The organism is Salinivibrio siamensis (genome assembly GCF_001996005.1).
In the GTDB taxonomy this organism is placed as follows: Bacteria; Pseudomonadota; Gammaproteobacteria; order Enterobacterales; family Vibrionaceae; genus Salinivibrio; species Salinivibrio siamensis.
On record NZ_MUFB01000008.1, the window covers coordinates 39,499 to 53,381 of the forward strand.

Genomic DNA, 13,883 nt, shown 5'->3' on the forward strand with positions numbered 1-13,883 from the left:
TTTACATTGCGTTTATGTCATCTTCTTACTCTTTTCCCAATGTCCATCAGGCTTACCACGCCCATGTCTACTATGAGGCTGACACCGAAGCGCAGGCGGATATTATCTATCAAGCAGCCGCTGCATCGTCACTGCCTATCGACCTTGGCCGCTTTCATCGCAAATGCGTTGGCCCACACCCAAAGTGGAGTTTTCAGATCGCTTTTGACAAAGCCGCGTTCGATGAGGTGATGACATGGCTTGAGGCGCACCGGGGCGATTTAACCGTGTTTTTGCATGGCGTGACGGGCGATGACTACATAGATCATACTGACCATGTCGGTTGGATGGGTTCGCCTGTTGAACTCAATCTGGCCATGTTTAAGCCCAAGCAATGAATACGTTTCTTGAGTATCCGGCGCTCCTGATTTGGCATGGCGATGACGAACTCTCGTTTGCATCCGATCCGGCGTCGCTTAAGGCGCTGTGCGAAAACGTGATCACAGAAGACGACCGGCTGGTGGATAGCCAAGGCGTATGCTGGTTGAGCCAAGACGGCGGTCAGCACTGGCAGCCGAGTGGGCAAATCATGCCACTTGAGCAGCTCGTGGCACATGTCCAAGCGCATTATGCGCAATTGGGTCAATGCTGTGTGGGAAAAATCCAGTTTAAAGATAGAGCCGCCGCCATCAAGAGTGTGGCGACGGTCCCTGAGAATTAACGGCTGTCAGCAATGCGACGTGACACTTTTAACGAAAAGTGCGGACCAATACGCTTGATGTTCAAGCGCTGCTTGTGGCGCAATCGAATGTGGCAAAGCTCAAGTATCAAACCAAATGCCATCGCAACATACACATAGCCTTTGTTGATATGAATGCCAGCACCTTCGGCCATCAGCAGCACGCCGAGTAGCACTAAGAACAGCAAGGCCAAGGTTTTAAACCCAGGATAACGGCTGACCAGATTATTTACGGGTTCTGCCGCGATCATCATAATGATAGCGGCGGTAATAATGGCGGCGACCATCACGGGCACATCTTGGGTAAGACCCACCGCAGTGATCACTGAGTCCATTGAAAATACCGCATCTACCGCAACGATTTGCAGCAAAATCACTGCCATACCGGTGCGCACTTGTGTCGAGTGGGTAATGGGTTCGCCATGGCCCAACCATGCCCACAGCTCTTTGGTACTTTTTAGCAGCAAAAAGCCACCACCAAACAGCATGATAAGGTCTTTACCGGTAACCGGTTCCGTACCAATCGTAAACAGTGGCGCGGTCAACGACATGACCCAAGCGATGGAGAGCAACAAGCCAATCCGGCTGATCACGGCAAGACCAATACCCAAGGTACGCGCGAAGCGGCGTTTCTCTTTGGGGAGACGCTCACACAATACGGAAATAAAGACTAAGTTATCGACACCCAACACCACTTCAAGGGTCAGAAGGGTAAAAAAGACCACCCAAGTTTGGGGTTCCATAAAGAGTGTTAACATACGATTGCCTCCTCATTAAAGGAAGCGGGGGAGGGCATAACACGACATCGGTCGCTATCCATGGATTTTTGATTACCTCTGTGACTAAAGAGCGCTTATAAAAGCACTCACTTGACACCTTGGCAAGCAGACAAACAGCGAGTTGACCAAAAATTGACAAAGCATGTAAACGATCAAACCTGTTGCTGAGTAAAACTCATCATGTTGGATTTAAAGAGGGAATAACAATGAAAAGAGGCTGGATGATTGGGTTATTGTCCTTAATATTGTCCGGATGCTTAGGCATGCCGAAACAAGTCACTCCCGTCAACGACTTTGAGCTGAACCGCTATTTAGGCACTTGGTATGAAGTCGCGCGACTGGATCACTCTTTTGAGCGGGGTTTATCGGATGTCACCGCAACATACAGCTTACGTGAAGACGGCGGCGTCAAAGTGATTAATCGTGGCTACAGCCGTGAAGAGGGTCAATGGCAAGAGGCAGAAGGCAAGGCGTACTTCGTTGAAAACGATAAGACGGGGTACCTAAAGGTATCGTTCTTTGGTCCTTTCTATGGCTCCTATGTGGTGTTTGATTTGGATGATGATTACCAATATGCCTTTATTTCGGGTCCTGACCACGATTACCTATGGCTGTTATCGCGCACGCCAACTGTCTCGGAGTCTGTGAAAGAGCAGTTTATTGCAGCGGCGAAACAGCGAGGCTTTGCCACCGAAGAGCTGATTTTTGTCGAGCACAGCCGCACGGACCCCAAACACAAGAAAACCCAGCAGTAGAAGAGAAGCATCATGCGAAAAACAGACAAGAAGTATGACAAAGCTATTCGAGAAGCACTGACTGAAGTCTGTGAGTTGACAATGGAAAAGGTCGAGGGGTTTGAATGGCTCACGCATGAGGTGAATTATCAACGCTTTCCACAAAGCTTAACCGTGCGGCTGATGTTTAAAGACAGGCAAACGCTAGCTAGCTTTGAGCAAAGTGATGACTACCAGCGCGCACTGGATGATATGCAATCTCGCCTTGCAGCTGCAGGGGTCACACTGAAAAACATTACGCGCCATGTCCAGTTAGGCACTCTGTAAGGCTGTGATTATTCGCACACTTACCGGTTGGCTGACACGCTACAGTGTAAAGTCGGTCATGAGGAGAGTGCTGTGTATCAACTCGATACGTCAATTTGGATAGCTGATGGAGAGGCTGTTCCCTTTTTCACGCTGCCCTACACCACACGTATGGTGGTGGTGAGGCTTGCCGATCAGTCCCTATGGATTCACAGCCCGATAAAGCTCACTGGCGCACTGCGCAGTGAACTGGCGTCGTTAGGGGTCGTTCGCTATTTAATCGCCCCTAACCAGTTGCACCACCTCTACTTAGCCGAATGGGTTGAGGCCTTTCCCGAGGCGCCACTTATTGGCACCCAACAAGTGGCGAAAAAGCGAAAAGATTTACGATTTGATTATCATTTTGAAGATCTGCTTGAGCCCGCTTGGCAAGATGACATTGCCCAGTGTTTGATTACAGGGTCTCCAGTGATGACAGAATGCGTGTTTTTTCATCGGCAAAGCCAAACGCTGATTGTCACTGATCTTATCGAAAATTTTCGTCCAGAGGCATTTTCACCTTTTAAACGCAAAATTGCCGAGTGGTCAGGTGTGACAGCCCCCAATGGTAAGACACCACTTGATTGGCGATTAAGCTTTTGGTTTCACAAAGACGAATTAGCAACACACATTCGCACCTTGATTCATTGGGCACCACAGCGTCTTGTCATGGCACATGGCGAAATCATTGATGAGGCGGTGCCCCATTTATTGCGCGCTTTTTCATGGTTAGGTAAAGACAAACTGACCGCCCCAACGGATTAAACCAAGGAGCAATGGTATGGAAGCACGAATTAGTATCATCACATTGGGGGTTGCAGATCTCTCTCACTCTTATGATTTCTATCGCCAGTTGGGATTTCCCACGCATAGTCATCCCGAAGAGGGGATTGTGTTTTTTAGTACGGCAGGCACACGCTTGGCGCTGTACCCCATTGATGCCTTGGCTGATGACATTAAACCTGGCACAGCTGTGGCGGAGACGGGTTTTGGTGGCATTACGTTGGCGCATAATACGCGGTCCAAAGAGGAAGTGGATGAGGTGTTGGCGTTGGCAGAGCGATGTGGCGGTCGTATTGTTAAACCCGCACAAGACGTTTTTTGGGGAGGCTACAGCGGCTACTTTGCCGATCCGGATAACTACCTTTGGGAAGTCGCTTATGGCGATTGTTGGCAGTTTGATGATAACGGCAGCCTTGTCTTGGATTAATGACCATGGATGTCTTTTTGGAGCAGTTGCAAATGCAGGGGACAGAGAATGATGCCCTGCAACACGATAAAGGTGAGAAGTGGCTGAATATCACGCCTGGAACCGGAAAATTCTTAGCGCTGTTAGTAGATGAAATTCAGCCTACTCGCATATTAGAAATTGGTACATCAATGGGGTATTCAACGTTATGGCTTGCGCGCGCGGGCGGTAATAGCGTGCAAGTGGTAACGATTGAGTGCGATGAAACAAAACATCAACAAGCGCAACAGCACTTTAGACAAGCCGGCATGGATAACCGGATAGATGCTAAATTGGGTGATGCAAGTGACTGGATTGCTCGCTTTGAGGGACAGTTTGAGCTCATTTTTCTCGATGCCGATCGAAGTCAGTACCTCTCCTTTGCGCCACGTTTATTCCAACTTCTCAAGCCTCAGGGCCTGTTAGTGGTCGATAATGCTTTATCCCATGCTGACGAGATTGCCCCTTTTAAGCGATGGCTTGAGCAACAGTCTGAACTCGATGTGGGTGTACTTCCCATTGGCAAAGGTGAGCTTGTTGCCTATTTGCGTGAGTGAAAGTTGGCACGATAAAAAAGGCGTCTGGAAAGACGCCTTTTTAGTCTCTAAACCCCGTTGCCTTACGCGGCTGCTAGCGTTTGCGCTTGACGGTTTGCATGCCAGACCAAGCCAAAGCCAATAATGACCACCGCGCAGGTTGATAGCATGACCGTGGTGACGGCGATCAAGCCGGAGGCTGCAAACGCAGACACCACGGCGCTCGCCACGAAGCAGACCATCATTTGCAAGAAGTTCAATAACCCCGCAGCGGTCGCGCTACAGGATTTGAAATCTTCCAAGGCGCGATTGACGACCAGTGGGTAGATGGCACCGTTCGCCGCTGCAAGGAAACAAAACGGACCTAAAATTGCCCAGATGTTGGTGACGTCGGTGCGCCAGCTGATCAAAAAGATAACCACGACACTGATGACAAACAGCTTAAGCAGCCAAGGCAAGATACTGTGATCTTTAAGCTTGTTGAGGGCATGACGACAGGCATAACCACCGACGACAAAAGCAATGGTTTGTGGAATATAGCTCAGACCAATATCCGCTTCGGTATAACCCATGGCGGACATCACGAACGGTGACCCTGTCAGATAGGCAAAAAATGCTGCGGAACAACCCGCGAAAATTAGCATATTACCGATGAATTTTTTTGATTTAAAAACTTGTTGGTAGTCACTTTTAAGTTTATCAATAATTTTAGTGTCTTGTACTGGCTTAGCTAAGCTTTCTTTTTCACGTAGAGTAAGTGCAACGAAAACAAGTCCTAGTGCAAATAAAACCACAAAAATACTGCGCCAATCAAAATGCTGGAGTAAGTAGGCACCTAATAATGGTGCTAGAGCTGGAGATAAGGCAACTAAAGGCATGATAGTGGCGAACACTTTCTGACCCAGTTTACCCTCATAGCGATCAATGACCACCGCTTGCCAAATCACAATCGCGCTACATGCGCCCAATGCTTGAACAAGACGTGCACCGAGTAGCAGATAAATATTACTCGCGAAAAGGCATACGACAGTCGCGACAATATAAAGAAGCAAGCCGATCAATAGCGCAGGCTTACGGCCAACGCGGTCGGACAGCGGACCATAAACCAGTTGACCGCAAGCCATACCAAGCAAAAATATACTTAAGGTCAACCCAATATTTGCGGACGATGTAGCAAAATCGACTTGCATGGCTTCAAAAGCGGGCAGATACATATCAGTGGCTAAAAAGCCCAGCATACTTAGCCCTGCTAGCCAGAACAGAGTGATAAACGGCACTTGTTTGTTCATTTTTTATCTCTTGATGTAAAGAATAGTGTAACAAGCAGTTTATGACTAACAATCTATGCTGTGAAACGCTATGATTTGAACATTGCTTTCAAAAAAATTGATTTGAATGTTTTCTTACCAAGATTTTCAAGTGATTGACGTGGTCGCACGGCGAGGAAGCTTTTCCGCGGCGGCCGACGAGTTGCACAAAGTGCCGAGTGCGGTGAGCTACACGGTGCGCCAGATTGAAGACAAACTGGCGGTTACCCTGTTTGAGCGGCTTCATCGTCAGGTTCGGTTGACGGCGGCGGGGGAGTTTTTTGTCTCTCAATCGCGTGAGATGATTAAGAACATGGAAACTATTCGCCAGCAAACACAACGTGTGGCCAATGGTTGGACACAAAGTGTCGCGTTAGCGCTGGACAACGTCGTGCGCGAAGATAGCGTCAATACGCTGGTGCGGGATTTCTACGATGCGTTTCCTGATGTCGAGCTGTTACTAACCATGGAAGTGTTTAACGGCGTATGGGATGCGTTGGCGGATGATAGAGCCGATATTGCGATTGGTGCCACGGCTGCCGTGCCAGTGAGCGGCGCGTTTCGCTATCGGGAAATGGGCACCCTGCGTTGGCGGTTTGTGGTGAGCCCCTCGCATCCACTCGTCCAGTGTGCCCAGCCACTGGCTAATGATCAGCTCGCGCCGTATCCGGCGATCTGTTTGGAAGACACCTCGCGCCGCTTACCGCGCCGTACCACTTGGCTATTGGATAATCAGCGCCGCCTCACGGTACCGAATTGGCACAGTGCCATGCAATGTTTTAAGGCAGGGTTAGGCATTGGTGTGATGCCTTCACACATGGCAGAAGATGCGATTGCGAGAGGAGAGCTGGTGGAGCTTGCGCTTGAAGAGCCGCTATTAAGCAGTCCGTGCTGCATTGCATGGCGCTCGGATAAAGAATCACCACCGGTGCGCTGGCTGCTCGATTACTTAGGCGATAAAGAGCAGCTGCAGCACCAGTGGCTATAAGCTAGGAGGAGGGCGTATTGAGCGTACGCAACGTTTGGTACCCCGCCCAGACTCGTGTTGCTGCGGTAATTAAACAGGCTGCGCCAAAGATGCCGGCAATCCACGCCATGTATGTTGGGAAAAGGCACATTAACACAAAACTCGCGATGGTCTCCGTTCCTTCGGTGATCCCGCCGATGTAATACATCGACTTATTGGCGTAAACCGGGTTATCAATCTGGTGTTTGCTGGCCATAATTGCAAACGCTAAAAAACTTGCGCCAGTCCCCATAAAGCAAAACAGCAAAAAACTGGCGGCGATGGCGTTATTGGCCGGATCGGCCAGCGCAAAGCCAAAAGGAATGGCAGCGTAGAAGATAAAATCGAGGGTAATATCTAAAAAGCCCCCCGCGTCCGTGAGCCCTTGCTCGCGGGCGAGGGCACCATCAAGGCCATCGAAAAGTCGGTTGATGATAATAAACACAAGCGCCAGCCAATATATTTGTAGCGCGAGAGCGGGCACGGCCAGCAAGCCAATCAAAAAGCCTGAGAGCGTGACGGTATCGGGTTTTACCCTCCATTTTGTAAGCTGCACCGCTGCCTGCTTCAATGGCCAGCGGATTATCGCGATGGCGTAACGATCAAGCATTCTGCATCTCCTCGTGCGGTGCGGGGTCAGTCGGGCGAGCCGGCCAATTTAAACAGCGGCTCTGATCCGCAATATCCTCGGCATCATGCGTCACAATCAACGCAGGAATGTTTCGCTGCGCAATTTGCTCAAACACAAAGGCCCGAAAATCTCGTCGCAGCGGCTTATCCAGCTTACTAAAGGGTTCATCAAGCAAGATGGTATCGGGCGCGGCGAGTAATGCACGCAACACACTGATTCGCGCACGCTGTCCGCCCGAAAGCTGGCTGGGGGCATAATCCGCAAACTCCGCTAAATTGACAGACCCTAATGTTGCGATGGCCTGATCACGTTTTTGCGCTTTGCTCATCGATGAAGGCAGGGCAAAGGCTAAGTTTTGCCAGACGTTGAGATGCGGAAAGAGCAAATCATCTTGAAACAAAATCCCAATACGGCGCTGCTCCGGCGGTAAGTGATCAAAGGGCTCACCATTTAACGTCAGTTGACCGCTGTAATGCATGGGCGGTTGGATGTGCCCCGCCAATACACTCAGCAGACTCGATTTTCCGCAGCCACTGGGTCCCATCACGGTGAGTATTTCTCCCGGAGCGACCGAAAATGACAGCTCACGCACCAAACATTGATCAGGCGCGTTTATGGTGAGTTGGTTGACACACAGTGTCATGGTGTTCAGCTCCTGAATAAGTTGGTGTTGATTTAGGTAAAAGGCGACGTTCAGCGATGCGGCTCAGCACAGTGGCTAAGGCGAAAACGACAAGTGGAAGCATCGCTTGCATCAGCCCATACAGGCCACTGATACGGCGATCGAGGCCGCTCGATAAGCTAACCGCCTCTGTGGTCAGGGTATTAATGCGTCCCGCGCCCAGCAATTGTGTGGGGAGGTATTGCGCTAAGCTAACGCTTGCCCCGACCGCCCACGCCAAGATAATGGCGGGCAAAAGGAGTGGCAGTTTCACTCGCCACCATGCAAGCGTGGCGCTGACACCGAGGCTTCTGGCGGTTTGCATAAGACGCATATCAAATTGCTGCCACGGCCCATCGAGTGCGAGGTACACGTAAGGAAACGCGAAAAAAATGTGAGCCCAAAGGGTTGCCGGCACGTGCCACTGGCCGGGAAGGCTATACACCGCCACCTGAATACCGAACAAGATAGAGAGTTGAGGAACCAATAATGGAATAGCGATGACCGCTCTCGGCACTGAGCGTTGCTGATTGACCGAGCGTTCCAGACATCCGATGGCAAATAGCAAGGCGACACTGGCGCTGACCACCGCCAGAACAATACTGTTCCCCGCCAATGACCACACATAGCTAAGCTCTTGCTCCCAAAACCGTAAGCTATATCGGCTGGGTAACCAATCGGGAAATGACCAGCGCAGTGCGAATGACCACATCAGCAACACAGGCATAATTGCAAGGGGAGTGATAAACACCGGCCACCAGAGTGATTTGCCGGGGAACCATGCGTGGCGGCGCCCCGTGTATTGCCAGCGATTGAGACATTGGCAACCAAGCCACGCCAAAAAGCGAAATAGCAATAAGGCTAAGCCACACAGAGCAAACAACAGCAAGGCACCGGCTGAGGCTCTAGGCAATAGCGCCAAATCAGGGTCATTAAACCACTGCCATACCAATACCGCATAGGTGGGCGGCGTATTCGGCCCAAGGATCATCGCCACATCAACCACTGAAAGGCTGTAGGCGATGACGGCAAAAATCGGGAAACGCATTTTGGCCAGCCAAAGCGGAAGAATGACTTTTAACCAAGTTGCGGTGCGGTTATACCCGAGGCTGGTTGATACCATCGTCAGTCTAGACACATCAATTTGACGCAGCACCGATAGACTCATCAATAGTAAAAACGGGGTTTCTTTTAGCGTCAGCGCCAAGGTGAGCCCAATAACATAAGGGTCTTGTACCAGCGCCCAAGTCACGGGTTGATCGCCGAGAAGGGGACTTAACAAGCGAAACAGCCAACCCGACGGGGATAGCAGCAAAACCAGACCAATCGCAAACGCGACGTGTGGTAATGCCAGTAACGCAGGCAAGCGTGCACTGATCTTTTGCCAAATAGGCGTGTGCCAAGTAGCCTGTAAAATCATAAAGCTAAGTGCCACCGCGAGCAGGCTACTGCCTAACCCCGAGATGAGCGTTAGCTGAATAGATTGTGATAGCCCCGGCCATGCCATGACAGCTTGCCAGCCGCTAAAGTTAGCCTCTGTCAGCCCTAGTGTGGGTAAGAATGCAAAGGCGGTCGAGAATAAGCCGCCCACCCCTGGCAACAAGGGGAGGCAGCACACCGTTAGGGTAATGGCAAACAGCAAACGTGCCATATCAACCTCTTTCTATTGGCCGTAGCGTTTCAGCCAAGCGCGCTCAAGCGCGGTTTGCCAGCTTGGGTGTGGCTCGGGTTGGGTGTTAAAGCGGCTGACTTCGGCGGTGTCAGGCAGCTTCACAACGGGTGGATCGCCCCATACTTGGGTATCGGCTTTGCGCAGCTGTGCCTTTTCGCTCATTAAGAAGTTGATGGCGACCATGGCGCCGGCTTTGGCATTAGCGTTGTATGGAATCGCCATAAAGTGAATGTTAGACAGCGCGCCTTGGTCAAAGGCAAACGCACGCGCTGATGGGGCAAGTTTTCCAGAGGCCACCGCCGCTTTTGCTGCATTGGGGTTAAACGCTATCGCGACGAGAAGCTCACCATCGTCCAACAATTGGATAGTTTCAGCACTACCCGATGGGAACTGCGCGCCTTCGCGCCAAGCGACTTGGTGCAGTTGGTCGAGATAGCGCCACAATGGTGCGGTCACGGTGTCAAAATCCACCTCATCAACCGGCAAGTAAAGTGCCTCGCGGCTGTCCGTGAGCTCGAGTAACGCCGCTTTCAGAAAACTGGTGCCGTGGAACTCAGGGGGTTTGGGATAGCTGATACGGCCAGGGAATGCTTTAGCTAGATCTAGCAGCTCGGCAAATGATCGAGGCGGATTAGCCAAGGTTTTCTGATCATGGATAAACACCAGCTGTCCCACCCCCCAAGGCGCTTCGAGGCCGTCTGTTGGCTCAGTGAAGTCTTCTTCAACCGGTAAGCTTTTATCGACAATTTGCCAATTGGGGAGCGTGCTGACAAAAGGGCCGTACAGCAAATCATTTTCCTTCATCGATTTGAAGTTTTCGCCGTTAATCCAAACCATATCGACACTGCCGCCGCTATCCTTACCGGCGGTCTTTTCGGCAAGCAGGCGATTGACGGTTTCAGCGATATCCGCCACTTTGACATGTTTAAGTGTGACACCGTAATCGCGTTGTAACTCGCGGCTTGCCCAGCGCAGGTAAGCATTGATCTCTTGATTGCCGCCCCATGCGTTAAAGTAAACAGTTTGACCTTTGGCTTGTTGCTCAATTCTTTCCCAACTGTTGTTTTCCGCGCTTGCAGAGGCAGTAAAACTGGCAGTACTCGCAATTGCCAATGTTAACGCCGCTATCCAGTGTTTCATTGTCATCTTCCTTTTCAATTAGTGACGCATCCAACGATGATACTTTTCGACCCAGTTAAGCAGCTTCTCGGGTGCATGGGCTTGTTTCCACATCCCAGCGGTATACTTCACCGCTTCACTCATGGTCGGATACGGATGGACGGTGCCCAAAATTTTATTTAGTCCTAACCCGTGCCGCATGGCGAGAGTAAATTCTGCGAGCAACTCGCCCGCATGCTCGCCAACAATAGTCACTCCCAGAATGGTATCTTTTCCTTTCGGTGTCAGCACCTTAATAAAACCATGATCATTGCCATCAGCAATCGCGCGATCCAGATCATCAATGCCGTAATAGGTCACTTCCACTTCTTGCTGATTAGCTTTGGCTTCTTTTTCATTGATACCTACGCGCGCGACTTCTGGCGAGGTGTAAGTCGCCGCCGGCATCACTGAATAATCGGCTCGGAAGCGTTTGAATTGACCGAATAGTGCATTCACGGCGGCATACCACGCTTGGTGGGCACTGGCGTGGGTGAGCTGAAACGGCCCCGCTACGTCACCCACCGCATAAATATTGGGATAGGCGGTTTGCAGATACTCGTTGACTTGAATAGTGCCACGCGCGGTCACTGGAATATCGAGCTTTTCGAGACCAAATCCTTTGGTGTTGGCACTGCGCCCTAACGCGACCAGCACCGCATCAAATGCGACGGTTTTCTCACCGTCAGGCCCATCGAGTAAGGCGATTTGCTCATTATCACTGTGTTCAAATGCTTTGACTTTGTGCTGTGTTAAAACCGTGACGCCGTCACGTTCTAACGCCTGTTCAACCAATTGGGCGGCATCTTTATCTTCGCGGCTGAGAAGTTGGTCGGCCATTTCCGCGAGCGTCACTTGACTGCCTAAGCATGAAAAGCTTTGCGCCAATTCCGCGCCAATGGGGCCACCGCCTAAAACCAATAACCGTGGTGGCAGCTCAGTCAGAGACCAAATCGTATCCGAGGTGTAATGCGTGACCTCTGCCAAACCAGGAATGGGGGGCAGCATGGGGCGTGCGCCTGTGGCAATCACGATGTTGCGAGTGGTCAGTCGCTCGCCGTTCACCTCAACTTCCCATGGCGAAACGATGTGCGCTTCGCCTTGCACACACTCCACGCCGAGTTTGGTGTAACGCTCGACCGAATCGTGAGGCTCAATGTGGGTAATCACTTGTTTAACCCGTGTCATCACCGCTGAAAAATCAACAGCTGGCGTTTGGGTATGAATGCCAAACGTTTTGGCCTTGCCAATTTCTCGCATGGTTTTCGCCGCGCGTATTAGCGCTTTTGAGGGAACACATCCGGTGTTTAGGCAGTCACCTCCCATCGAACCTTTTTCAACCAGTGTGACTTTTGCTTTTACCACTGCAGCGATATAACTCGATACCAAGCCGCCTGCACCGGCACCGACCACCACCATATTGCGGTCAAACTGTTGAGGTTTGTTCCAACCTTGATAGCGTTTACGACGCGTGATCCAAGCCATGACCCACTTTGCCAGTAGTGGGAAGACACCCAGTAATGCGAGAGAGCCAAGCACCGAGGGAGACACCACATCGCCGAGTGCATCGATTTGGGCCAGTTGGGTCCCTGCATTCACGTAGACTGCGGTACCCGGCAACATACCGAGCTGACTGACCCAATAGAAGGTGCGGGTTTTGAACGAGGTTAGCCCCATCACCAAGTTAATCAGAAAAAACGGGAAAATAGGGATCAGGCGGAGGGTCAACAAATACAAGCTGCCGTCTTTCTCAATGCCACGATTAATGGTATCGAGCTTATTGCCAAATTTGGCTTGGACCCAGTCGCGTAACATAAAGCGACTCACCAAGAAGGCGAGGGTGGCGCCAATCGAGCTAGCAAATGAGACCAACACCAATGCCCACCAAAAGCCAAAGAGTGCTGCGCCCAATAGACTGGCTACCGCCGCTCCCGGCAACGACAGGGCGGTCATCACCACATAGCCGGCGAAAAACACCAAGCTCGCGGTGGTCGCGTTTTCGATAATGTAATCGTTCAATGCCGCTTGTTGCGCCTTGGCGTTTTCCAGTGTCAGCCACTGGCTGAGATCAAAACTAAACCAGAGGGTAATAAGTGCAGCAATCGCAAAGCCAAGTAAGATCTTTTTTATTGGCATACGGTATCTCGTCAGGTAGCAAATAGGATCCAGTTATAACATTAGGTGCTGTAGATTAATTAACTGGCTGATTTTTCTGTTGCATTAAGAAACTGTGCTCTTAATCGTACCTTGAATCAGACCTGATCGATCGCAGGAGACTTTCACATGGAGTGTAAAAAAAGTGTGGTTGACGCTTTTTTGAGCGAAAAGAGAGAAGCGACACCGCCCTAAGGCGGTGTTGGACGCGAACATTGCTCACAGAAAAAGTAGAGTCAGAGTAGAGAGTGTTATTGTGAGGTGTTATTTCTCTAGATGTTGTAATAACTCTTGGCGGCGTTGGGGAGGGACAACTGACCAGTGTTTGCCAGTAATCGCGCCTTCTAGTGACCATAATAGCTCCAAGCTTAGGTCTTTATCATGTGCAGAGACGAGTGCTTTGTAGGCGTTGACTGCTCCCTGTTGATGAAGGGATTCAGGCGAGTCGATCCCTGCCTTTTTCAGCATTCTTTCGGTGGCGAGTCGAAGGTTTGGGAGATCTTTCAATCGCGACGGACTGGTTTCGGTTTTTAGCGAACGATCGCGAATGGCAACATCGAGTGCATTTTTAGCTTCACTGATGAGTTTTTGGTGATTGTCCCACCAAGTATCAGGAATGGCAAAGTACTTGGTGACCACCGGGAAACCACGTTTCTTGTATACATAGGGAGCGAGGCCCTGTTGTTTAAGTAAAGCTTCGTTTTCTTTGCCGGCGCGTAGATGAAGGGTGTTATTGACGACAAGGGCGAACATGGTGTCTTCGCAAAATAAGCCAAATCCGCCGAACATGGATCGGGATTTGATATTGCCAAAATCGGCAAATAAACGCATCGCGTCTTTTAAAGCTGGTTTATCCATTAATAACAATCTCGATGAATGCAAATGCCTAAAAAATAGTACCGTAGTGTAACAAGGCAAACAGGCAGAATTGTCAGCGAGTTATCAAAATCTCAA

At 50.5% G+C, this 13,883-nt stretch carries 16 protein-coding genes; 8 read left to right on the forward strand and 8 right to left on the reverse strand.

Features of this window, described 5'->3' with window-relative positions; translation table 11 throughout:
* Positions 1-14: 14 nt before the first annotated feature.
* Positions 15-377: a DOPA 4,5-dioxygenase family protein gene (locus tag BZG73_RS05850; protein WP_077577863.1), complete on the forward strand. Its 363-nt coding sequence runs from the start codon at positions 15-17 to the stop codon at positions 375-377.
* A complete protein-coding gene (locus tag BZG73_RS05855; RefSeq protein ID WP_046073322.1) occupies positions 374-700 on the forward strand; it encodes a DUF4144 family protein in 327 nt (108 codons plus the stop codon). Before BZG73_RS05850 ends, BZG73_RS05855 begins: the two co-directional genes overlap by 4 nt.
* On the opposite strand, the gene BZG73_RS05860 is transcribed toward BZG73_RS05855, so the two are convergent.
* Complete coding sequence (locus BZG73_RS05860; RefSeq protein ID WP_077577861.1) at positions 697-1,476, reverse strand: TerC family protein; 780 nt, start codon at positions 1,474-1,476, stop codon at positions 697-699. The two genes, BZG73_RS05855 and BZG73_RS05860, sit on opposite strands and share 4 nt — an antisense overlap.
* Before the next feature lie 227 nt (positions 1,477-1,703).
* Between BZG73_RS05860 and BZG73_RS05865 the strand changes: the two genes are divergently transcribed.
* The 5 genes from BZG73_RS05865 (at position 1,704) to BZG73_RS05885 (ending at position 4,361) form a co-directional block, all read left to right on the forward strand.
* Positions 1,704-2,252, forward strand: coding sequence for a lipocalin family protein (locus tag BZG73_RS05865; RefSeq protein ID WP_046073320.1), 549 nt, complete (start codon positions 1,704-1,706; stop codon positions 2,250-2,252).
* A gap of 12 nt (positions 2,253-2,264) precedes the next feature.
* Positions 2,265-2,558, forward strand: a complete 294-nt coding sequence (locus BZG73_RS05870; protein WP_077667817.1) for a hypothetical protein — start codon at positions 2,265-2,267, stop codon at positions 2,556-2,558.
* 72 nt (positions 2,559-2,630) lie between these two features.
* Positions 2,631-3,341 (forward strand): DUF4336 domain-containing protein, encoded by a 711-nt coding sequence (locus BZG73_RS05875; RefSeq protein WP_077667818.1) that lies wholly within the window; start codon positions 2,631-2,633, stop codon positions 3,339-3,341.
* 16 nt (positions 3,342-3,357) lie between these two features.
* A complete protein-coding gene (locus BZG73_RS05880) occupies positions 3,358-3,786 on the forward strand; it encodes a VOC family protein (RefSeq protein ID WP_046073317.1) in 429 nt (142 codons plus the stop codon).
* Between the two features lie 5 nt (positions 3,787-3,791).
* Positions 3,792-4,361: an O-methyltransferase gene (locus BZG73_RS05885; protein WP_158075270.1), complete on the forward strand. Its 570-nt coding sequence runs from the start codon at positions 3,792-3,794 to the stop codon at positions 4,359-4,361.
* 62 nt (positions 4,362-4,423) lie between these two features.
* Here BZG73_RS05885 and punC read toward each other — a convergent pair whose 3' ends face one another.
* Positions 4,424-5,629, reverse strand: coding sequence for a purine nucleoside transporter PunC (gene punC, locus BZG73_RS05890; RefSeq protein WP_046073315.1), 1,206 nt, complete (start codon positions 5,627-5,629; stop codon positions 4,424-4,426).
* A 106-nt stretch (positions 5,630-5,735) separates the two neighbouring features.
* Between punC and punR the strand changes: the two genes are divergently transcribed.
* Positions 5,736-6,635, forward strand: coding sequence for a DNA-binding transcriptional activator PunR (gene punR / locus BZG73_RS05895; RefSeq protein ID WP_046073314.1), 900 nt, complete (start codon positions 5,736-5,738; stop codon positions 6,633-6,635).
* Position 6,636: 1 nt separating this feature from the next.
* Here punR and BZG73_RS05900 read toward each other — a convergent pair whose 3' ends face one another.
* From BZG73_RS05900 to BZG73_RS05925, 6 genes are all read right to left on the reverse strand, one after another.
* The gene (locus BZG73_RS05900; protein WP_077577857.1) at positions 6,637-7,263 is read right to left on the reverse strand and encodes a CDP-alcohol phosphatidyltransferase family protein; all 627 of its coding nucleotides are present in this window, start codon (positions 7,261-7,263) and stop codon (positions 6,637-6,639) included.
* Positions 7,256-7,927, reverse strand: coding sequence for an ATP-binding cassette domain-containing protein (locus tag BZG73_RS05905; RefSeq protein WP_077577856.1), 672 nt, complete (start codon positions 7,925-7,927; stop codon positions 7,256-7,258). The genes BZG73_RS05900 and BZG73_RS05905 overlap by 8 nt, the downstream gene beginning before the upstream one ends.
* Complete coding sequence (locus BZG73_RS05910) at positions 7,887-9,596, reverse strand: ABC transporter permease (RefSeq protein ID WP_077667820.1); 1,710 nt, start codon at positions 9,594-9,596, stop codon at positions 7,887-7,889. The genes BZG73_RS05905 and BZG73_RS05910 overlap by 41 nt, the downstream gene beginning before the upstream one ends.
* A 12-nt stretch (positions 9,597-9,608) precedes the next feature.
* Positions 9,609-10,763, reverse strand: a complete 1,155-nt coding sequence (locus BZG73_RS05915) for an ABC transporter substrate-binding protein (protein ID WP_077667821.1) — start codon at positions 10,761-10,763, stop codon at positions 9,609-9,611.
* Between the two features lie 12 nt (positions 10,764-10,775).
* A complete protein-coding gene (gene lpdA, locus BZG73_RS05920) occupies positions 10,776-12,911 on the reverse strand; it encodes a dihydrolipoyl dehydrogenase (protein WP_077667822.1) in 2,136 nt (711 codons plus the stop codon).
* 282 nt (positions 12,912-13,193) lie between these two features.
* Positions 13,194-13,787 carry a TfoX/Sxy family DNA transformation protein gene (locus BZG73_RS05925; RefSeq protein WP_077667823.1) on the reverse strand — a complete coding sequence of 198 codons (594 nt, stop codon included), beginning with the start codon at positions 13,785-13,787 and terminating at the stop codon, positions 13,194-13,196.
* Positions 13,788-13,883 lie beyond the last annotated feature (96 nt).